The organism is Inquilinus sp. OTU3971 (assembly GCF_038440215.1).
Window position 1 is genome coordinate 1 of the sequence record NZ_JASATH010000103.1, and the last position, 19,909, is coordinate 19,909.

The 19,909-nt window shown below is 65.7% G+C and carries 24 protein-coding genes and 1 pseudogene; 11 read left to right on the forward strand and 14 right to left on the reverse strand.

What is annotated here, in order from left to right; genetic code table 11:
* Positions 1-66: 66 nt before the first annotated feature.
* Together AAHM41_RS23605 and AAHM41_RS23610 are read right to left on the reverse strand one after the other, a co-directional pair.
* Entirely contained in the window at positions 67-654 is a 588-nt protein-coding gene (locus AAHM41_RS23605; protein ID WP_342239038.1) for a 2'-5' RNA ligase family protein, read from the reverse strand.
* Positions 655-815: 161 nt separating this feature from the next.
* Complete coding sequence (locus AAHM41_RS23610) at positions 816-1,781, reverse strand: quinone oxidoreductase family protein (protein ID WP_342239039.1); 966 nt, start codon at positions 1,779-1,781, stop codon at positions 816-818.
* A 100-nt stretch (positions 1,782-1,881) separates the two neighbouring features.
* Between AAHM41_RS23610 and AAHM41_RS23615 the strand changes: the two genes are divergently transcribed.
* A complete protein-coding gene (locus AAHM41_RS23615; protein WP_342239040.1) occupies positions 1,882-2,748 on the forward strand; it encodes a LysR substrate-binding domain-containing protein in 867 nt (288 codons plus the stop codon).
* A 3-nt stretch (positions 2,749-2,751) separates the two neighbouring features.
* Here the strand turns inward: AAHM41_RS23615 and AAHM41_RS23620 are convergent, their stop codons facing one another.
* The 3 genes from AAHM41_RS23620 to AAHM41_RS23630 form a co-directional block, all read right to left on the reverse strand.
* The gene (locus AAHM41_RS23620; protein ID WP_342239041.1) at positions 2,752-3,618 is read right to left on the reverse strand and encodes an aldo/keto reductase family oxidoreductase; all 867 of its coding nucleotides are present in this window, start codon (positions 3,616-3,618) and stop codon (positions 2,752-2,754) included.
* Between the two features lie 120 nt (positions 3,619-3,738).
* Complete coding sequence (locus tag AAHM41_RS23625) at positions 3,739-4,635, reverse strand: GFA family protein (protein WP_342239042.1); 897 nt, start codon at positions 4,633-4,635, stop codon at positions 3,739-3,741.
* 28 nt (positions 4,636-4,663) lie between these two features.
* The gene (locus AAHM41_RS23630; RefSeq protein WP_342239043.1) at positions 4,664-4,927 is read right to left on the reverse strand and encodes a hypothetical protein; all 264 of its coding nucleotides are present in this window, start codon (positions 4,925-4,927) and stop codon (positions 4,664-4,666) included.
* 114 nt (positions 4,928-5,041) lie between these two features.
* Here AAHM41_RS23630 and AAHM41_RS23635 point away from each other — a divergent pair, with 114 nt between their 5' ends.
* The 4 genes from AAHM41_RS23635 to AAHM41_RS23650 all read left to right on the forward strand — a co-directional run bounded on the left by AAHM41_RS23635 (position 5,042) and on the right by AAHM41_RS23650 (position 7,720).
* Entirely contained in the window at positions 5,042-6,262 is a 1,221-nt protein-coding gene (locus AAHM41_RS23635; protein ID WP_342239044.1) for a hypothetical protein, read from the forward strand.
* 34 nt (positions 6,263-6,296) lie between these two features.
* On the forward strand, positions 6,297-6,926 hold the full coding sequence (locus tag AAHM41_RS23640) for a Vgb family protein (protein ID WP_342239045.1): 630 nt from the start codon (positions 6,297-6,299) through the stop codon (positions 6,924-6,926).
* 63 nt (positions 6,927-6,989) lie between these two features.
* A complete protein-coding gene (locus AAHM41_RS23645; protein WP_342239046.1) occupies positions 6,990-7,292 on the forward strand; it encodes a hypothetical protein in 303 nt (100 codons plus the stop codon).
* Positions 7,292-7,720: a type II toxin-antitoxin system VapC family toxin gene (locus AAHM41_RS23650; RefSeq protein WP_342239047.1), complete on the forward strand. Its 429-nt coding sequence runs from the start codon at positions 7,292-7,294 to the stop codon at positions 7,718-7,720. Before AAHM41_RS23645 ends, AAHM41_RS23650 begins: the two co-directional genes overlap by 1 nt.
* 12 nt (positions 7,721-7,732) lie before the next feature.
* On the opposite strand, the pseudogene AAHM41_RS23655 reads toward AAHM41_RS23650, so the two are convergent.
* Positions 7,733-7,960, reverse strand: a pseudogene (locus AAHM41_RS23655) (GMP synthase (glutamine-hydrolyzing)); the annotation flags it as partial.
* A gap of 244 nt (positions 7,961-8,204) precedes the next feature.
* On the opposite strand from AAHM41_RS23655, the gene AAHM41_RS23660 reads away from it, so the two are divergent.
* Positions 8,205-8,669: a cupin domain-containing protein gene (locus tag AAHM41_RS23660; RefSeq protein ID WP_342239048.1), complete on the forward strand. Its 465-nt coding sequence runs from the start codon at positions 8,205-8,207 to the stop codon at positions 8,667-8,669.
* A 31-nt stretch (positions 8,670-8,700) separates the two neighbouring features.
* Here AAHM41_RS23660 and AAHM41_RS23665 read toward each other — a convergent pair whose 3' ends face one another.
* Together AAHM41_RS23665 and AAHM41_RS23670 are read right to left on the reverse strand one after the other, a co-directional pair.
* Entirely contained in the window at positions 8,701-9,030 is a 330-nt protein-coding gene (locus AAHM41_RS23665; RefSeq protein WP_342239049.1) for a hypothetical protein, read from the reverse strand.
* A gap of 364 nt (positions 9,031-9,394) precedes the next feature.
* Positions 9,395-10,291 carry a LysR family transcriptional regulator gene (locus AAHM41_RS23670; protein WP_342239050.1) on the reverse strand — a complete coding sequence of 299 codons (897 nt, stop codon included), beginning with the start codon at positions 10,289-10,291 and terminating at the stop codon, positions 9,395-9,397.
* Positions 10,292-10,563: 272 nt separating this feature from the next.
* Here AAHM41_RS23670 and AAHM41_RS23675 point away from each other — a divergent pair, with 272 nt between their 5' ends.
* A complete protein-coding gene (locus AAHM41_RS23675; RefSeq protein WP_342239051.1) occupies positions 10,564-11,298 on the forward strand; it encodes an SDR family NAD(P)-dependent oxidoreductase in 735 nt (244 codons plus the stop codon).
* Positions 11,299-11,491: 193 nt separating this feature from the next.
* Positions 11,492-12,091, forward strand: coding sequence for an NADPH-dependent F420 reductase (locus tag AAHM41_RS23680; protein WP_342239052.1), 600 nt, complete (start codon positions 11,492-11,494; stop codon positions 12,089-12,091).
* A gap of 164 nt (positions 12,092-12,255) precedes the next feature.
* Here AAHM41_RS23680 and AAHM41_RS23685 read toward each other — a convergent pair whose 3' ends face one another.
* Positions 12,256-13,239, reverse strand: coding sequence for an aldo/keto reductase (locus AAHM41_RS23685; protein ID WP_342239053.1), 984 nt, complete (start codon positions 13,237-13,239; stop codon positions 12,256-12,258).
* A 71-nt stretch (positions 13,240-13,310) separates the two neighbouring features.
* Here AAHM41_RS23685 and AAHM41_RS23690 point away from each other — a divergent pair, with 71 nt between their 5' ends.
* The gene (locus AAHM41_RS23690) at positions 13,311-13,706 is read left to right on the forward strand and encodes a MerR family transcriptional regulator (RefSeq protein ID WP_342239054.1); all 396 of its coding nucleotides are present in this window, start codon (positions 13,311-13,313) and stop codon (positions 13,704-13,706) included.
* 728 nt (positions 13,707-14,434) lie between these two features.
* Here the strand turns inward: AAHM41_RS23690 and AAHM41_RS23695 are convergent.
* From AAHM41_RS23695 to AAHM41_RS23710, 4 genes are all read right to left on the reverse strand, one after another.
* Positions 14,435-14,884 carry a GGDEF domain-containing protein gene (locus AAHM41_RS23695; protein ID WP_342239055.1) on the reverse strand — a complete coding sequence of 150 codons (450 nt, stop codon included), beginning with the start codon at positions 14,882-14,884 and terminating at the stop codon, positions 14,435-14,437.
* Positions 14,766-15,611, reverse strand: coding sequence for an alpha/beta fold hydrolase (locus AAHM41_RS23700; RefSeq protein ID WP_342239056.1), 846 nt, complete (start codon positions 15,609-15,611; stop codon positions 14,766-14,768). The genes AAHM41_RS23695 and AAHM41_RS23700 overlap by 119 nt, the downstream gene beginning before the upstream one ends.
* A 227-nt stretch (positions 15,612-15,838) precedes the next feature.
* Complete coding sequence (locus tag AAHM41_RS23705; RefSeq protein ID WP_027154429.1) at positions 15,839-16,312, reverse strand: methyltransferase family protein; 474 nt, start codon at positions 16,310-16,312, stop codon at positions 15,839-15,841.
* Between the two features lie 21 nt (positions 16,313-16,333).
* Complete coding sequence (locus tag AAHM41_RS23710; RefSeq protein ID WP_342239057.1) at positions 16,334-17,227, reverse strand: NAD(P)/FAD-dependent oxidoreductase; 894 nt, start codon at positions 17,225-17,227, stop codon at positions 16,334-16,336.
* Between AAHM41_RS23710 and AAHM41_RS23715 the strand changes: the two genes are divergently transcribed.
* Both AAHM41_RS23715 and AAHM41_RS23720 read left to right on the forward strand, forming a co-directional pair.
* Positions 17,226-17,414: a hypothetical protein gene (locus tag AAHM41_RS23715; protein ID WP_342239058.1), complete on the forward strand. Its 189-nt coding sequence runs from the start codon at positions 17,226-17,228 to the stop codon at positions 17,412-17,414. The genes AAHM41_RS23710 and AAHM41_RS23715 overlap by 2 nt on opposite strands.
* Positions 17,415-17,514: 100 nt before the next feature.
* Positions 17,515-18,162 carry a TetR/AcrR family transcriptional regulator gene (locus tag AAHM41_RS23720; protein WP_342239059.1) on the forward strand — a complete coding sequence of 216 codons (648 nt, stop codon included), beginning with the start codon at positions 17,515-17,517 and terminating at the stop codon, positions 18,160-18,162.
* A 565-nt stretch (positions 18,163-18,727) separates the two neighbouring features.
* On the opposite strand, the gene AAHM41_RS23725 is transcribed toward AAHM41_RS23720, so the two are convergent.
* Positions 18,728-19,888 (reverse strand): FAD-dependent monooxygenase, encoded by a 1,161-nt coding sequence (locus AAHM41_RS23725; protein WP_342239060.1) that lies wholly within the window; start codon positions 19,886-19,888, stop codon positions 18,728-18,730.
* Positions 19,889-19,909: the final 21 nt, after the last annotated feature.

Consider the following 19,909-nt stretch of genomic DNA (forward strand, 5'->3'; position numbering starts at 1 on the left):
GGGCCTCCCCCCCCCCCCCCGGGGCCGGGCTCCGCGGGGCCCCGGGGTGTCCGGCCAGCCGAGGCCTCAGGTGACCAGCGGCCAGCGGTCGATCACCTCGTACTGCGTGAGACCGAGCCGGCTGTGGATCAGGGCGAAGTCCTTCACTACGAACCGGATCGGCTCGATCGCCTGAATGGGGACCGGTTGTGGACCATAGGACAGGGTCATGTGCGGATTGAACTCCGCCGCCGCCTGCAGCCCGACCTTCGTCATCGCGATGCCGAGTGTCCGGAAGAGGTTCGCCAGGGCATCACCGCCCTCCCCGAGGAGTACCAGCGGCTGTCGATCTTGCTTGTGAGGAGCGGGCTCGAAGCTCTGGACGAACCGGAACTTCATTTCGAACGGTCTCATAGAGACCGCCTTACCGGCCATCTGCGCCGCATAGAGAAGCTTGGTGCGCAGGCGCTTGTAGTCGCCGACGTGCTGCAGCGAGACATGCAGGCGTTCCATCTTGAGCCGTGTCCCTCTCAGGCGTTTCTCGGAGAAAAGCCGGTCGCCGATACGCGTCACGCGGCTGCGTGTCTCGTCGTCCGGCTGCAGGCAGAAGAACAGCCGTTCCGGTTTCTTGGGCCTGTTGCCCTGGTCGTCGAAGAGATCGAGAGAGCTTTGCATAGCGGGTCCTCCCTAGAGATCGCCTTCCGTGCCCTTCCTTATCGGTTGTTGAAAGCACATTGGAACAAATAGTGAACATGCGCAACCCATTCGCTGCCGCGGCCCCGCCCCTCCCCAGCCCAGGGATGGGACCTGGCCGCTCTTCACAGTGCCGCTCGCGACTACGGCAGCAGCACCGTCGCTCCCGTCGTCTCGCGCCCCTCCAGCCGGCGGTGCGCTTCCGCCGCCTCCGCCAGGGGCAGGCGGGCATGGACCGGGACCGTCACCGCGCCGCGGGCGACCACATCGAACAGGTCCCGGCTCATCGCCAGCACGTCCTCGCGCTTCCGGAGATGCTCGAACAGCAGCTGCCATGTGGCGAAGAGCGAGCCTTTCTGCATCAAGAGCGTGATGTCGAAGGGCGGAATCGGGCCGGAGGCCGAGCCGAAGCTGACGAAGGTCCCGAACGGCCGCAGGCTGTCGAGCGAGCCCTCGAAGGTGGCGCGGCCGACGCCGTCATAGACCACGTCGCAGCCCTCCCCGCCCGTGATCTCCCGCACCCGCGCGGCGAAGTCGCGGTAGTCGAGGACGTGGTCGCAGCCGTTCTCACGGGCCAGCTCCGCCTTCTCCGGCGAGCCGACCGTGCCGATGACGGTGGCGCCGAGATGCTTCGCCCATTGCGTGAGGATCAGGCCGACGCCGCCCGCCGCCGCATGCATCAGGACGGTGTGGCCGGGCCCGACCCGGACGGTCCGGCGCAGCAGGTACTGCGCCGTCAGCCCCTTCAGCATCATCGCGGCGCCGGTCTCGAAATCGATCGTCTCGGGCAGGTGCACCAGGAAATGCGCCGGCACGATGCGCTGCTCGGCATAGGCGCCGAGGGTCTCGACATAGGCCACGCGGTCGCCCGGGGCGAAGCCGGCGACGCCCTCCCCGACCGCGGCAACCTCGCCGGCGCCCTCATTGCCGGGGATGAAGGGCAGGCCCGGCGGGGCATAGGCGCCGCTGCGGAAATAGGTGTCGACGAAGTTGAGGCCGATCGCCCGGTTGCGGACCAGGACCTCGCCAGGGCCCGGCCTGCCGATCGCGACCTCCTCGTAGCTCAGAACCTCGGGGCCGCCATGGCGGTGAACGCGGATCGCTTTCATAGGGGTGTCCCACCCTGGTTGCGCTTGCTCAGGACCGGGAGATGGCACCAGGCGGGACTTCGCTGTAGCCTGATATCGGCTACATCAGAGTTCAGCAAAGATGATATCCGAGCAGATCGGCCTCGACCTTCTCCGCACCTATGTCGCGGTCTGCCGGCAAGGCAGCCTGAGCAAGGTCGCGGCCCAGACCGGCCGCACCCAGTCGGCGCTGAGCATGCAGATGCGGCGGCTGGAAGGGCTGCTGGAGCGCCATCTGTTCCAGCGCACCGGCCGCGGCGTGGTGCCGACCGCGGAGGGCGAGATCTTCCTGGGCTATGCCACCCGCATGCTGGCGCTGGGCGACGAGGCCACGGCCCGGCTGCAGCAGAAGGAGATCAAGGGCGGCGTGCGCATCGGCCTGGCCGAGGAGGTGGCGACCACGGCGCTGCCGGCCGCGCTGGGCCGGCTGCACCGCGCCTATCCCGACATCCGCCTCGACGTGGTGGTCGAGCACAGCGTCGCGCTAGGCAGGCTGTGGGGCGAGGACGGGCTGGACATCATGCTCGGTCCGACCTCGGTGGTGACGGCCGATGCCCTGGCCGCCTGGACGGTCGAGCTGCAATGGGTCTGCGCGCCCGACCATGCCCCGGATCCCGGCCGGCCGCTCGACCTCGTCGCCTTCACCGCGCCCTGTCTGTGGCGCCGGCGGATGATCGAGGCGCTGGCCGCGGCCGGCCGTGAGCATCGCGTCATCTTCACCAGCCAGAGCGTCACGGCGCTGCAGGCGGCGGTCGAGAACGGGCTGGGCGTCGGCGTGCTGCCGTCGGACTCCGTCCGCCCGGGGTCGATGAAGGTGCTGAAGGCCGGGGTGCCGGGTCCGCTGGCCGCCCAGTACGGCCTGTTCGCCCGCGACCGGCGGCCGCCGGTGGTGGAGGCCGCGATCGGCGTTCTGCGGGAAGGCTTGCCGGCGGCGGCACCCCGGCCGTGACCGCTACCGGCCGATCGCGTCGAGTTCGGCCATCGTCGCATCCGGCAGCACCAGCTCCGCCGCCTTCAGATTCTCGCGCAGATGCTCGGGCGAGGACGTGCCCGGGATCAGCAGCACGTTCGGCGCGCGGCGCAGCAGCCAGGCCAGTGCCGTCTGCCGCGGCGTCGCGCCCAGCCCTTCGGCGATCCGCGACAGGGCCGAGGACTGGATCGGCGAGAAGCCGCCCAGCGGGAAGAAGGGCACATAGGCGATCCCCTGCCCCGCCAACTCGTCGACCAGCGCATCGTCCTCGCGCTGCACCAGGTTGTACTGGTTCTGGACACAGACGATCGGGGTGATGCGCCCCGCCTCCGCCACCTGGGCCGAGGTCGCGTTGCTCAAGCCCACATGGCGGACCAGCCCGCGGCGCTGCAGCTCCGCCAGTGCCGTCACCTGCCTCTCGATCGATCCTTCGCTGGGAGCATGGATGTCGCCCATGATCCGGACATTGACGACGTCCACCACGTCGAGGCCGAGATTGCGCAGGTTGTCGAGGACGCCGCGCTCCAGCTCGGCCGGCTCCTGCGCCGGCAGCCAGGAACCGTCGCCGCCGCGGACCGCGCCGACCTTGGTGACGATCGTCAGGGTGTCCGGATAGGGGTGCAGCGCCTCGCGGATGATCTGGTTGGTGACATGCGGCCCGTAGAAGTCGCTGGTGTCGATGTGGTCGACGCCGGCTTCCACCGCCTCGCGCAGCACGGCGATGGCGGCGGCGCGGTCCCTCGGCGGCCCGAACACGCCGGGGCCGGCCAGCTGCATGGCGCCATAGCCCATGCGGTTCACGGGACGGTCGGCGAACGGGAATGTGCCCGCGGCGGAAAGGATCGGCATATCGGGGTTCTCCTCGAGTGGCGATCCCCGATATGGCGGCGATGGTACTGTTGGATAATGCCGCTCAATCTGCACAGGCTGTTGGAAATAGCGAACAATGGCCCTGGAGCGGCGCCGACCTCACATCGGCGGCATCTTCTCGAACTGCGGCAGGGCCTCGTCGATCCGGTCCCAGGCGTGGCCGCGGATGCGGTAGGTCACGACCTGCGGCTTGAACCGGCCCGGATCGTCGAGGCTGGCGGCGTGCACGGTGAAGAAGTCGGGCTTGGCCGCGGAGGTCAGGTAGACCGGCGATCCGCAGGTGGGGCAGAAGGCGTGGCTCTTCACATTGCCGTTGTCGGCGACGATGTCCCAGCGCGTGGCCTCGCCGTGCAGCTTCTTCACCGCGGCGCTCAGGAAGGTCAGGTAAGAGCCGTGGCCGGTGCCGCTGCGCAGCTGGCAGTCGCGGCACTGGCAGTCGTTCATGAACACCGGCTCGGCCGCAATCTCGTAGCGGATCGCGCCGCAGGCGCATCCGCCGGTCCAGGGCTCGCTCACCTCCTCCTCCCGTGACGGCCCGCCCTCATCGGCGATGGCACCGATGCTCGCGACAACCTTCTTCCAGCCTTCGCCGAAGGTGGCGAAGGCGGAGTCGTTCCTCGAGGGGACGAAGCCGGAATGCACCAGGCGAAGGCGCGTCCCGGTTTCCGTTGCGGCGAGCGTCCAGGTGACCACCGTGTCCAGCCGCGAGCCGTATCCGGCGTTCCCCTCGTGCCCGCCGGTCCAGCTATGGACGAGGCGTGCGTTCGGGATCACCTCCAGCACTTGGCAATGGATGACGCCGTCCCAGGCGCCGGCCGGCGTCGTCTGGAAGGTGAAGCGCTGGCCCTCCACCGACTCGAACCCCGTCGGCACCATCATCCAGCGGCCGATCAGCTCGCTGGTGGTCAGCATCCGCCAGATCGTCTCCGGCGGATGCCGGAAGTCGGTGTCCACCACGATGTCCCGCGTGCCGGATCCCGGCGTGATATCGTTCATGATCGATCTCCTTCAGGGGGTTCAGAGGTCAGCGAGCCGCTGGATCGCGGCCGGCGATCAGCCTCAGCCAGGGCGCCGCGTGGAAGACGCTCATCAGCAGGTACATCGGCACCATTCCGCCCAGCGGCGACAGGCCCGCGGCCGCGCAGAGGACATCCGGCTCGCCGCCGGATACGCCGGTGACCAGCGCCATGACGGCGAAGGTGGGCGTGGCGGCGAGGTGCAGCCAACCGGCCGCGCCGAGCGCCGCCAGCCTGTCCTCGCGGGTTCCGGTCAGGTGTTCCGTCGTCATTCTTCGCTCCCTCAAGCGCCGTCCGTTCTCGACAGGGCGCGCCGGTTGGTGCTCGTGGGGTAGAGTGGTGCCGGGGATCGAAATGCGGGGAGTGACAAGTGTGACGGGATTCCGATGGACTCGCTGATCACGGCGGCCGGGCGCGCCCTCGCCGCGGGCGATCCTCTCGGCGCCCTGAACCGGGTCGCGCTGCGCGACGACGCCCCGGCGCTGGCGCTGCGCGGCATCGCCATGGCGCAGCTGGGCGACCTCGCTCGGGCCAAGGTCCTGCTGCGCCGGGCGGGGCGCGCCTTCGGGGCGAAGGAGGCGGTGGCCCGTGCCCGCTGCATCGTCGCCGAGGCCGAGGTCGCGCTGGCCTCGCGCGACCTGGGCTGGCCGCCGAAGGCGCTGGAGGCGGCGCGGGCGACGCTGGACGCGCATGGCGACCGTCTGAACGCCGCCCATGCGCGCACCCTCGCGATCCGCCGCCTGCTGCTGATCGGGCGGCTCGACGAGGCCGAGCAGGCGCTCGCCGAGCTCGACCCCTCCCCCTTGCCGCCGGCCTGGCGCACCGCCCATGAGCTGGTGGTCGCCGGGATTGCGATGCGGCGCCTGCGGACCGGGCCGGCGCGCGCCGCGCTGGACCGGGCCGGCCACGCCGTCCGCCTCGCCCGGATCCCGGCGCTGGCGGCAGAGGTCGAGAGCGCGTCCCGCATGCTGGACACGCCGGCGGCGCGCCTGATCGCGCGCGGCGAAGAACGCCCGCTGCTGCTGGCCGAGGTCGAGGCCCTGCTGCAATCGCCGGCGCTGGTGGTGGATGCCTGCCGCCATGCTGTCAGCGAGGCCGGCACCGTGGTGCCGCTGGCCCGGCGCCCGGTGCTGTTCGCGCTGGCCCGCGCTTTGGCCGAGGCCTGGCCCGGCGACGCGCCGCGGGGCGTGCTGCTGCAGCGGGCCTTCGGCGCGAGATTCGCCGATGACTCGCATCGGGCGCGGCTGCGGGTCGAGATCGGGCGGTTGCGCGCGGCGCTGCGGCCGCTGGCGGAATTGCACGCCACGGCGCGCGGCTTCGCCCTGGTGCCGCGCCACGGCCGCGAGGTGGTGGTTCTGGCCCGGCCGGTCGAGGAGCGGCATGCGGTGGTGCTGGCCTTCCTGGCCGACGGCGAATCCTGGTCCAGCTCGGCCCTGGCGTTGGCCCTGGGCGCCAGCCAGCGCACGGTGCAGCGGGCGCTCGACGCGCTGGCGGAGGCGGGCAAGGTGCAGTTCTTCGGCCAGGGCCGGGCGCGCCGCTGGGTGACCCCGCCCCTGCCCGGTTTCACGACCGCCTTGTTACTCCCGGCCCCGCTGCCCGACGGCTAGGGTGGACCCTATGAAACGATCAAGGAAGCGATCCATGGCTGACATCATCCGCGAATACGGGCCGTTCCCGGGCATCGACGAGGTGGCCGGCGTCACCTATGACGGCGAGCACGTCTGGTTCGCGTCCGGCGACAAGCTCAACGCCCTCGACCCGAAGAGCGGCAAGACAGTGCGCTCGCTCGACGTGGCGGCGCATGCGGGCACGGCCTTCGACGGCCGGCACCTGTTCCAGATCGCCGAGAGCCGGATCCAGAAGATCGACCCGGAGACCGGCCGCGTGCTGGCCACCATTCCGGCGCCCGGCGGCGGCCAGGATTCCGGCCTCGCCTGGGGCGAGGGCACGCTGTGGGTCGGGCAGTACCGGGACCGCAAGATCCACCAGGTCGACCCCGAGACCGGCGAGGTGCTGCGCACCATCGACTCTAACCGCCACGTCACCGGGGTGAGCTGGGTCGACGGCGAGCTGTGGCATGCCACCTGGGAGGCCGATGAGAGCGAGCTGCGGCGGATCGACCCGCAGTCGGGCGAGGTGCTGGAGAGCCTGGAGCTGCCGGCCGGGGTGAACGTTTCAGGCCTCGAATCCGACGGCGCCGACCAGTTCTTCTGCGGCGGCGGCAAGACCGGCAAGGTCCGGGCGGTGCGCCGGCCCAAGCGGGGTGGGTGAGCGCACCGCCTTGCGGCTTCCGCGTACTCTGGATATAAGTCTGGATATACAGCGGAGCCTGAGATGAGCAAGCCTTCCCAACGGCGCGCCGTCACGAATTTCCGGAATCGGCTCGCCGAAAAAGGGTTGGTCCGGTTCGAGGTGACGGGCCGGGACGCCGATCGCGACCTGGTTCGAACCCTGGCCCGACGGCTTGCCGAAGGCGGGCCGGGTTCCGATCGCCTCCGAGCCGTCGTCAATCAGGCGGTTGCAGGCGAGCCGCCCAGGAAAGGCGGCATCCTCCGGGCGCTCATGGCATCGCCGCTCATCGGCTCCGAACTCGACCTGACCCGTCCGCGCGAGGAAGGACGGAAGGTCGACCTCTGATGCGCTATCTGCTCGACACCAACATCATCAGCAACTTCACCAAGCCAGCCCCGTCACAATCGCTGATCGCGTGGATGGCCGAGCAGTCGGATGACGATCTCTTCATCGCCTCTCTGACCCTGGCCGAAATCCGCAGGGGCGTGCTGGAAAAGCCGGCCGGCAAGAGGCGCGACCAGCTTGATGCCTGGTTCTCGGGCCCGCACGGGCCTCAAGCCCTGTTCGCAGGCCGGGTGCTCCCCTTCGACGACCAGGCCGGGCTCGTCTGGGCGCGGCTGATGGCGGATGGCAAGGCGAACGGCCGTCCCCGCAGCGGCCTGGACACCATCATCGCGGCGATCGCCGAAGCCAACGACTGCACTGTCGTCACCGACAACGAGCGCGACTTCGAGGGCATCCCGGTCATCAATCCGGTCCGCGGACCGACGTGATGGGGGCCGCCCTCACTCCCACTCGATCGTCCCCGGCGGCTTCGAGGTGATGTCGTAGACGACGCGGTTGATGCCGCGGACCTCGTTGACGATGCGGGTCGAGACCCCGCCCAGGAACTCGTGGTCGAAGGGATAGTAGTCGGCGGTCATGCCGTCGGTCGAGGCCGCGGCCTGCAGTGCACAGACACGGTCGCAGGTGCGGCCGTCGTCCATCACGCCCACTGTGCGCCGCGGCAGCAGCGCCACAATGCACACGCTTGACCGACCACTCGCCGAAGCCGGACCCTGCTCGGCATACCGACGCGATTCTTGATCTGATCCAGTCTATCCGTCGTCGCCGCGACGTGCTGTGGCGCGGCAGGAACATCGGTCGCTTTGTGCGGCTCCGGGAACCGGCGCATCACGGCGCCTGTCGTCTTTGGGCATCCCAAGCTCGCTGAACGGGGATCCCGCCGCCCTTTCACCCGCACGAAAGGAAACAACGATGAGCGATATCGACAGCAAGGAGTTCGTTCTTGCGGGGGTGGTCATGAAGCGCCTGCTGTCCGGAGAACAGACCGCGGGGCAGTTCTGCCTCTTCGAAAACCGAAGCGGCGGAAACACGAGGACGCCGATCCACGTCCACGCCAGGGACGACGAGACGGTTCACGTCATCGAAGGCGAGCTGACTGCGGTGATCGACGGCCAACCCCGACGCCTGGCTGCAGGCGAGAGCATCTTCCTGCCGCGCGGCATTCCGCACCAGTTGATGAACATGAGCGGCAGTCCTGGCCGATGCATCCTGATCGGGACCCCCGCTCTGTTCGACCGGTTTCTCGAGGAAGGTGGCCACGAACTTCAACCGGGCGAAGTCGTGGGACCGCCGACACCGGAGGAGATCGAGCGTCTCCGCGAGGCTTCGCCAAGGTTCGGCATCACTTTGCTCCCGGATTGGCCGCCGCCCAGGTGACGCGGACGTCGCGCCGGCGGCGATCTTACGATCAGCCTTCCGCCCATCTCAGCAAGCGTCGAATGGGCTCCAGCTTTTCCTCGGGCAAGCCGGCAAGGCTGCTTTCATCCAGGTAGCCTTCGCGGATGGCGGCAGCGAAGACGAAGGTGAGCTGCGAATACCGGTAGTCGAACAGGGTGTCGATATGCTTGCGTTTCCGACGCAGATACTCTTCGAGATCCCACATCTCGGATGGCGTTGCCACCTGAGCGGCCTTGGCCTTGAACTCGGCCAGGATTTTCGCGAGCGCCACGGCGAGCGCCGCTTCGTAGGCGCGGCGCGCGACCTTCTTTTCAGACGGAGACCATTTGATGTCGTGCATGAGCGTGGCCCTCCATTCGTTCGAAGCCCAATCACCAAAGCCCGCCTATCGGCTCCCCCCGGCCGTCCCCTCACTCCCGCTCGATTGTTCTGAAGCATCATAACGCATTGATCCATCAAGGAAAATCGTTCCCCTGACGACGAAGAACCGTACTATTTTCCTCGGAGTTCTCCGCAACAGCGGCGTCTCCAGCCTGCCAAAAAAAGACCGGCAGCGATGGTGAAGTCCGTCGCCGTCAGTAGTGTGGCCCTCGCGCCGGTTGCGATACGGCGCAACATTCGCGGATTGAACGACGCCGCTTCAAGCGATCGCAGCTCGGCTTTCGACCGGATTACGGCAAGCGTCGCCGGCGACCTGCCGGGCGTCAGTCGCGCGATATGGACAGCCCCGCGAGAAGCGGAGCGTACGCGGCGAGCCTGCGGGATACGAACTCCGTGAAGAGCCGCACGCGCTTCGTCTTGCGTGTCTCCCCCTGCGTGAGAAGCCAGAGCGTTCCATGCATGTGCAGGTCGGTGCCCGGCACCCTTGCCAGGAGGGGATCGGCATCTCCGACGAAGCACGGCAGTGTCGTCATCCCGAGCCCTTGCCGTACTGCAACGATCTGCGCCTCGCCGTCCGTGGTCCTGAACGGAACCCCTGTGATACGAACCTCGCCCTCGCGGGCCCAGTCCGGGATCCCATGCATGCTTATGACGATCCACCGGATGGGATCCGGCGCACCCGCACGCCACGCGGCTAGTCGATCGCGGGACATGTAGACGCCGCCGAACAGCTCCGGTCCCTTCAGGCCGTGAAGATTGAGCGGCAGGGTTTTGCGGTCGTAGACGACGCGGATCGCGACATCGGCCTCTCGGTTGGTCAGATTTGCCAGCTCGCCGGACGACAGGATTTCCATCTCGATGTCCGGATGCAGACGCGCGAAATCGGCGAAATCCGGCATGAGCAGGTGTGTCGCGAGGGGCGGCGCCAGCGTCACCCGCAGAAGCCCGCGCACGCTCTGGTCGCGCCCGAAGACGCGCGTCTCCAGCTGGTGCGACGACGCCTCCATCTGGTTCGCAAGCTCGAGGACCTCCTCGCCCGCAGCCGTCAGGCGGTAGCCCGAAGGCAGCTTTCCGAACATCTGCGCGCCCAGGCGTTCCTCGAGCTGGGCGATGCGTCGCAGCACGGTCGAGTGGTTCACACCGAGGCGCCCGGCGGCAGCCCGCACCGAGCCTCCGCGCGCGACGGCAAGAAAGTAGCGAACGTCATCCCAGTCGATCATGGTGCATTCCGGCACCGCGCGGTGCGCCTTCCAAAGCCCGTATCTAACACATCGCACAGCAGCACGGGCGGTCATCATAGCTCATGCCGAACGGCGTGGCCCGATTTCCGAACGGCGGACACCGATCGTCGCGGCTGGCGTCAGCCGTCCAGCCGGATCGATTTCGCACCACCGATGTGCGCGCTTCCGCACTCAACGCCTGACGCCGACGGACCCATTTCGAGGGTCTCGGGGACATCCCCGATCGGCAAAGACGGAGTTTGAAGGAAGTCATGGGAAAGCTTGAGGGTAAGATTGCCGTCATCACCGGCGGATCGAGCGGCATGGCGCTGGCGAGCGCCAGGCGGTTCGTTGAAGAAGGCGCCTATGTCTTCATCACGGGCCGGAGACAGGAGGCGCTGGACGAGGCCGTCAGGCTGATCGGCCGGAACGTGACCGGCGTGCGCGGCGACGCGGCCAATCTCGACGACCTCGACCGCCTGTTCGACACGGTCAAGCGGGAAAAGGGCAGGATCGACGTCCTGTACGCGAGCGCCGGCACGGGCGAAGGCGTCCCACTGGGCGAGATTACCGAGCAGCATTTCGATGCGATCTTCAACCTGAATGCGCGCGGCACGCTGTTTACGGTTCAGAAGGCGTTGCCGCTGTTCAACGATGGCGGATCGATCTTCATGACCGGGTCGGTTGCTTCGATCAAAGGCTTTCCTGGTTACAGCGTGTATGCGGCGAGCAAGGCGACATTGCACGCATTCGCACGCGGTTGGCTCAACGAACTCAAGGGCAGGAATATCCGGGTGAACGTGCTGCACCCGGGGCCGATCGCCACACCGATGCAGGACCAGGTTCTCACCGAGGAGGCGAAGCAAATGTTCGAATCCCTGATCCCGCGGGGAAAGATGGGTCGTTCTGAGGAAATTGCGGCGGTCGCGCTGTTTCTTGCTTCAGACGATTCGAGCTTCGTGAACGGGGTGGAGTTGTCTGTCGACGGCGGCTTCTCGGCCATCTGAATTCGCGCCGGGTCGCGGGAAGCGGCTGACCGGCGGGAACCAGCATGTCCATGGTGGAACGACTTCCGCGCTGAACGCGCGCGGAAGTCGTTCACGGCGGGATGCCTGCACGAAGGTCGCCACGCAGCGAAACGGATAACCCAGCGCCGTGGAAGGCCGGGGACTCAATATCGACACGGATCGGAGAAGCATTATGAGCTACGCGATTGTAGGATTCGGTAAGATAGGCCAGGCTCTCGCCCACGCCTTCGCCCGCAAAAGCATCGACGTGACCGTCGCGAGCCGCCGGCCGCCCGAGGCGTTGGCGCCGCAGGCTCGGGCGATTGGCCCCACGGTCGTCGCCAAGTCGCTGCGGGATGCACTCGAGGCCGACACGATCATCTTGGCGGTCCCGTTCTGGGAGCACCGCGAGGTTGCGAAGGCCCTGCCGGGCTGGGAAGGCAAGACGGTCATCGACGCGACGAACGCGTTGGTTCCCCCTGAGGAGCTGGACGGTCTCCCGTCCTCCGCCTTCGTCGCGAAGGCGTTCACCGGCGCCAAGTTCGTGAAAGGGTTCAATCACCTGGTTGCGGCCACCCTGGCTGCCGATCCGATCGTCCAGGGCGGACACCGGGTCGTCTTTCTGTCGAGCGACGACGAGGACGCGACCGCTCCCGTGGCGGCCTTGGCCAAACAACTCGGGTTCGCACCCGTCGAGCTGGGAAAGCTCGACGAGGGTGGCGCGCTGGTGCATGCACGCGGCCGCATCTGGGGCCAGCTCATCTTCCAGGATTTGTTCAAGAAGGAGCAGTAATCGATCTACGACCGTGTGATTTGGCCCGAGGAGTTGCCGATCCGATTGGCAGTCCGAATATACCGTCAGCACCTCTATCCAAAATTGCGCCCACAATCGAGCATTGCCTCTACAAACCGGCCGGGAGGTGCCGCGCTCTGATTCGATGTGCGTACCGGCAGACATCACACCGCCACGCCCTGCACGGCTGCGGCGAGGGGATCGAGCGCCTGCATGGCGTCTTCACCGGGGCGAAGCGCAGCCGCAGCTAGATTCTCTTCAAGACGCTTGCGTTTGCGTGTGCCCGGAATGGGCACGCAAGCCACTCCCATGTCGGCCGCGCGCGCATAGAGCCAGGCCAGCGCGAGTTGCGCCGGTGTAACGCTCATGCCGGCAGCCATCGACTCGATCCGTTCGACAAGCCGCGCATTGGCATCCCGATTCTCCGCCGAGAACCGTGGGAAATTCTGGCGGGCATCATCGGCTCCCAGCGCCGCGCCAAAGGTCCGGCCCGTCAACATGCCGCGACCAAGCGGCGAGTAGGGCACGACCGTCACACCCAGTTCGACGGCGGCCGGGATCACATCGGGTTCGATATCGCGCGTGAAGATCGACCATTCGGATTGCAGCGCCGCGATCGGGTGCACCGCATGCGCCGTTCGCAATTCATCCGCGCTGACCGCGCAGAGCCCGAGCGAGCGAACCTTGCCCTCCTCGACGAAGCGCGCCATCGCGCCGACGCTGTCCTCCAGCGGCACGCCGGGATCGCGGCGGTGCATATAATAGAGATCGATCGTGTCGACGCCGAGCCTCTTGAGCGATCGCTCGAGCGCCCCGCGAATGAATGCGGGCCGATTGTCGAGGCTCCAGTCATCGGGTCGCTCGACCGATCGGGCATAGCCGAACTTGGTGGCGATCACCACGCGATCCCGATGCGCGCGCACGAAGGGCGCCAGAAACGCCTCGTTGGCGCCCATGCCATACATGTCGGCGGTGTCGAACAACGTGACGCCCAGTTCCAGCGCACGCTCCAGCGTCGCGCGCGATTCGACCTCGTCGGTCTCACCATAAAATTCGCTCATGCCCATGCAGCCAAGACCCTGGAGGCCGATGAGAGGGCCGTCCGATCCGAGTTGAACCCGCGGTACGGGGGAAGAAAGGCCGGTCATTTTGTATCTCCAATTTCTGACAGGCCAGCCCTATAACTGTGGACCTTAGTCCATGGTCAAGAGCTTCTACGATGTTGATTTCGGAATTTTCCAGGGAGACGGGTCTGTCGCCCGACACGATCCGCTTCTACGTGCGCAAAGGGCTGTTGAGCCCCGCCCGCAACGGCAAGGGCGGCAGGAATCCCTATCAGCTTTTCGGGCCGCAGGACGTCACGGCGGCGCGAATGATCGTGCTGCAGCAGTCGCTAGGCTATTCCTTGCGGGAAATCGCTGCGCTCAACGGGCAGTACCGCGCAGGCGCGCATTCCCCCGAACAAACGGCCGCCGTTTTGCGCGCGCAGATCGCGAAACTAGAAGGAAAGCGCGCCGAACTTGAGTCCGCATTGGCCTTTCTCGGCAGAAAGCTGAAATGGGTGGAGGCCGGGCAACGCGAAGATGGCCCGAATTGGCGTGACTATCTCTGCTAATAAACGACCGGCCATTCTTGCCCATTTACAGGCTGGCGCGCACTATCGCCTAAACATCCCTACGCGCGCAAAGCCACCGTATATTTCCAAGAATGCGAATGACGGCTTTTCCCCATATACGGAAGTTATTCGGGATCTATCGAGACGTCGGAACGGCCGATGCTACGACACTATATCCCGCAGCATCCGAAACTACGCCCCCTTCACTCCCACTCGATTGTCTAAATCTAGTTAGGCCATTGATATAGCTAGGCTTTTTATTCATTGCCGCGCAAGAAGCCGACCCATGGGCCGTCAAAACGTTACAGTCTTGATTTCAAAGGGAAAAATAGCACGAAAATTTTTTGCGCGGTTTCGGCATCTATCGAAGTCGATCGCCTTTCCGGACCCACTTTGGGCAACTCAATTGGGTTTCACAGCGAACGAAGAAAGTACCGTCACCAACTTTCATAGCACAGCGCGCGCCACAACGCGACCCGCCGCGGCAGCGTCATCCAAGCGCCATCCCTGATTGTGTCCCAGGGAGTGGTGTAGCTCGACGGAGCAAGGCCGCTCGCGAAGCGCTCCCCATAGCGCCGAAGCGAGCGAGCGGCGTTACAGCGGTCATTGGCGATTTTCCGGTTAGGGTCGGTTTGCCGACACAACCTGGACCGAGTAATCACCAATGACCGACGAAATGCAGCTTCGTACGCTGGTTGAGAAGAACCCTGACACCGATCTGTTGGGGGCTAGGCTGCGTCGGTGCCCTCGGCAGGTGCCTCCGTGACCACACGTTTGCGGCCGGAGGTCTTGGCGAGGTAGAGCGCCCGGTCCGCCCGCTCAATCACGTTGGCTACGTCAGGTCGTCCTGTGGCCATGGCAAGTCCCACAGATGCGGTTACGCTGACGATCTTCTTGCCACGGGCCTCTATCGCACCACCGCTGATCTGCTGGCGTAGGCGCTCCGCCAACAGGAACGCGTTGCCAAGATCGGTTTCGCGCAGCAACACCACAAACTCCTCGCCCCCAAAACGCGCGACATTGTCGACCGTCCTGACTTCGGCCTGGACGAGTGATCCGCTACTCGGCCCATGCCGCGATCCGTTCCGCGATCGCCTCGGGGGCCTCGATGTGCAGGAAGTGACCGACGTTGGGGACGACCTCCATCGCGCGCCGGGCGGCGAACCGATATCGGTCATCGACCTGCGCAGGGAGGATGCAGCCGTCGTTGGCACCGTGAAGCTGCAACATGGGCACCGTGATCGGCCGAGACATGCGGCGCGTCGCCCCAAGCATGCCGGGTCGCAGCATCGCCCGGTAGTACTTTAGAGGCGCGGGCATGCTCGCCCGCAGGTGCTCGTGTAGCTCCGCCTTGAGAGCAGGATCGAGCGAGAAGCCGGGCGACCACTGACGCCAGAGGCGGTCGATGAAGGCGAGATTGCGGGCGGTGGCGATCCAGCCGCTTCCCGGCAGTTGAAAGAGCCCCATGTACGAGCTCCGGCGCAGCTGAGCGGGGTGCGTCAGCCGGCTCATGAAGGTGAGTGGGTGAGGGATTGCGAGCGCGACCGCGCGTTCGATCCGCTCCGGCGCGGTGACGCAGGCATCATATGTGATCAGGGCGCCCCAGTCGTGGCCAATCAACTCCACGGGTCGCCCAGGAGACCAGCGGTCGATCAGCGCGAGCACGTCGCTGGTGAGGGATGCGAAGTCGAACGGCCCTGCGGTCGGGGACGGCGCGTAACCGCGAAGCCAGGGTGCGACGACGTGACGTCCGCGGCGGCCGAGCTCGGCAAGGAAGGGCATCGCGGTCGGCGGATGGTCCGGGAAGCCGTGCAGGACGAGCGTCGGTTGACCATCGGGATCACCACCCTGCAGCGCGTGAAAAGTGCCGTGTGGCAGGTCGAAGGTGACGTGTTCGAACTCCATGTGCGTCAGGCTTCTCCAAGAGCGGTCGGACGAGAGACGCTGATGCTGGCTTCGGCGTCTCTGGTTTGGGGCATGTGCGTCTTTTCAGGCGCCGGGTATACTGCGGGGTCAGCCGGCCAGTCGGTTTTCCGTGACACCGGCCCGCAACCTTCGGAGTGTGATAGTTCGCGGCAAGGAAGCCGGTGCTGGTTTATCAGAAGGCCTCGCAGGCGGCAGCGGCGGAATAGTCAGAGCCAGCGGCGAACCTCGGCCTTGTAGCGGCGGTAGTCGTCGCCGAACTTCGCTTCGAGATAGCGCTCCTCGCGGGCGATCACCTGCGTCTGGATCGCGATCAGCACCAACGGGAGCAAGGCGAAGGCGATCGGCCCGTCGAAGCCGATCGCAAGGCCGGCATAGATAAGCGCCATGCCGAGATACATGGGATTGCGGGTCCACCGATAAGGACCGGTCGTTGCGATGAGGGTCGTTGGCTGCGACGGCGGAACGTTGGTGCCCAGCCGCCGGAACAGCCCCGCCGCCGCAAGCATCATCGCCGCGCCGGCAACGAACAGCAGCGCGCCCGTCGCGACCAGCAACCGCCAGTCGATGCCGAAAGAGCGCAGGGTGACGAACCGCTCCGCCGCCAGCCCCAACAGCAGCGCTCCCAGATAGACGAAGGGCGGAGGGAAGCGCACACCCGCGCTGTCCGGTTCGACGGCCATGCTCATCTCCAATCTGTGCTCTCAAACCAGCATCGACTGCTGGGCGAAGATACCCGCCATCGCGCCTTGCCATGATGCCGTGGTGACCGAGGGCATGAGGGGGTTGGCGAGGTCGCCGGCGGCGTAGATGCCGGGCATGCTGGTTTCGCGGCGCTCGTCGACCTTGATGGCGATGCCGAGGGGCGTATCGACCGTGGCGAGACCCAGTGATTCATGCAGGCTTGCGGACGGCTTGTTGCGCGGATGCGCGAACAGGATGTCGACCGCGACATCGGAGCCGGTATCGAGCTTGACGGTGGCGCTATGGCCCCCGTGATGGGCGATCCCGGTGATCCGGCCATCGACGACAGGTATGTTGCGACGCGCCAGATCGGCCCGGATATCGGGCGGAATGTCGTGACCATCGGCGAAGAGCGTCAACCTGTCGGTCCAATCGTGGAACAGCCTGACCTGATTGTGCGACTGCGGGCCGGACCAGACGAGGCCCCAATGCTGGCCGGCGACTTCAAAGCCGTCGCAATAGGGGCAGGGCACGATGGAGGTGCCCCAGCCTTCGGCAAAGCCCGGAACATCAGGCATCTGATCGGCGACGCCATAGCTCAGGATCAGGCGGCGCGCCCCAAGGCTTTCGCCATCGCCAGTGAGGACGGAGAAATCGTCGATGGTGCCGGAGACGCTGTCGGCCCGGGCACTGACCAGCCTGATCGTGGGATAGCGCGCCAGCTGCTGCCGCGCCTCGGCCAGGATGTCCAGCGGCGGCTTGTGATCGTGGCCGAGCAGGCCATGCGAATGGCCGGCGAAGCGGTTGCGCGGCAGGCCGGTATCGAGAACGGTGACCTTGCGGCGGGCACGGCCGAGCTGCAGGGCGCCGGCGAGACCGGCAAAGCTGCCGCCGATGATGATGACGTCATCCATGGTGATGGGCTCCGTGTTGTGGATGGAGGGGGTTGGGCTGGGCCTGGCGCGCAATATCGTCCGGCGATACGCGCTCGAGACGGGCAGCGAGCAGGGCTTCGGCATCGGCGAGAAAGTCGCCCATCACTGTGTTGACCGGCCGGACAATGCCGCATTCGATATCGCCGGGCGGCCCGGGGAAACTTGATCTGGAGGACGGTTGAAATCCACCCATCGGCTTGCACATTTCAGATACTGCATGGTATCGTAATGCAAGGATTAGGATACTGTCAAGGACTGGAATTGTCGTGACCGAAAACAGCCAGGGCCGGCGCGGCCGGCCCGCCAACCAGGCGCTTGGCCAAACGATAGTCGACGCCGCGTGCGAACTCTTTGTGGAATTGGGTTTTCAAGCGACGACCTTGGACAAGGTCGCCCAGCGGGCGAAGATATCCAAGCTCAGCATCTATCGGCACTTCGAGAACAAGGAGGCGCTGTTCAGCGCGGCCATCGCGGCCCGCTGCCATCAGTTCGCACCACAGGCCCTTATTGAAGGCGTCGACGGTTCGGCCGAAGATCAGCTCATGGCGGTGGGATCATCCCTGCTTCGCACGCTGTTGAGCCCGGAGGTCCGCAGTGTCGAAGCCATGGTCATGGCCGACAAGACCAATCAAAAGTCGTTAAGCAGGCTCCATTACGAAGCCGGCCCCGCCCATGTCATCGCCCAAATCGAGGCCCTGTTGCGCCAGTTGCACGCGAAGGCGGTTCTGAACGTGCCCGATCCTCGCCGGTCCGCCCGCTTGTTTGCCGCGCTTTTCAAAGGATCCGATCTCCTGATTATCGCACGCTTCGATCAGGCGAGAGCAGAGGACGACAACGAAATCGAATCCTATTGCCGGTCGGCCGTCGCCATGTTCATCGCCGCGCACGGTGGCAACGACCACGCGGGCGGATAAGCATTTGATTGCTCCGGGCAGCTTGGCCGGGACCGTCGTCCAGGCGCTTCGTCATATTGGGCCGGCGCGCCCGGCCGAGCTTGCACAGATCGCGGCACCTCATCTTTCTCCCAACGATAAAAAGACGCTCGCATCTACCGCGGTCCAAGCTCCCGCCTGGATGCGGTCGACGCTTCTCTCCATCGCAGATCCGGCAGCAGTCGGGACAACATTTGATAGGTGATACGACGGTGCCATCCGACGATATGCGATCGGGTCCGGAACATCGATCGGTACCGCAGCCAAAGCTGAAACTATGTATGTCGATAACTAAAGTACCGTCAGCGCGAAAATGTCATGCTACCGGCATTTTCGTTATATATTTCAAAGTGTTGACACAGAAAAGTACCGTCAGACCCTAAAAACGAATGACGGTACCTTTTAGAATGCTCTGTCGGATACGAAAAGCACCGTCAAAAGTACCGTCAGAGTGATCTGCTACAAGCTTCTTCACTCGAGATCGCATTCCACCTTGGTGACACTGCTTTCCGAAGATGGCGACGGTCATTGAAAATGCCGGACCGGTTCAGGCTGGAGCCTTATGCTGCTGTGAGAGCTTTGCCAGGCGGCGGCCGCCGAAACGCAGCACCAACCTGCGCAGGACGTAGAAGAACCCGTTGGACGGAACGAAGAGCTGGGCCTTCAGCTTCACAAGACGACGATTCTTCTTGATGATCGGCCTCAGCCTGGTTTCGTAGCTGGCAAGCGCGGCCTTCAGGTCGTCGCCTGCCGCGGCAAGGGCCTGGCCGAGTTCGTAGCCGCCAAGGAGGGCGGCGTTCGCACCCATTCCGGAATAGAGGGTGAGGCACCAGGCCGAGTCCCCGACCATCACGACGCGCCCCTTCGACCATTCGGGCATGTGGACCAAGTTCACGGAATCGAAGAGGTAGTCCTTCGCGTGTTCGAGGTCACGCAGCGCCTCATCGACGACGCCGCTCGTGTCCATCCCCTTATAGACCTCGCGGAGAACCTCGACAGGCGTCTTCTTGAACTGGGCGTCGACGTCGTCGGTGCGGTAGGTAAAGAGGGCCGTGGGCGTGTGGTCCTGCAGTGGGAAGATCCACAGCGACCGCTTGCCCTCGTTGAGGATGATGCCGTCCCGCTGGCGAAAGGTCTCCACCGCGCCACCGAGCTGGTAGGCGCAGATGATCGTGCCGAGCGGATGCATGAACTTGTCATGGGGACCGAACACGAGTTTGCGGACCGTGGAGCGCATCCCGTCGGCACCAATCACGAGATCGAACTGTTCGTCTGTTGTCTCTCCGTCGTGCGTTTGAAGTCGCACAACTGCGGCATTCCCGAGGTCTTCGATGCTGACGGGCGACGTACCGAAACGGATTTCCACGTCTTCCTGCACCGACTGCCACAGCGCCTCCTCGATGTCTCCCCGCAGAAGCGTCGCCGGCTTCGTCGGCTGGTCTGCGAAACCGGCGACGCGCACGCGGCTGCCATCCGCCGTCAGGTGCCAGTTCTGGGAGTCCTCCGGCGTCCGGACATGGATGTGTTCCATGATTCCAAGCTTGCGCGCGGCGTCCTTGCCGACATCGTTCAGGCCGATGAAGTAGCCCCCGGTGCGTCGCTCCGGCGCACGCTCGACGATGATCGGCGTCCAGCCGTTCTTCTTGAGAGAGATCGCCGAAGCCATTCCGGCTATGCCGAGGCCTACGATCAGTACGCGACGTTCCATTTGGTGTTCCTTTTCTGATTA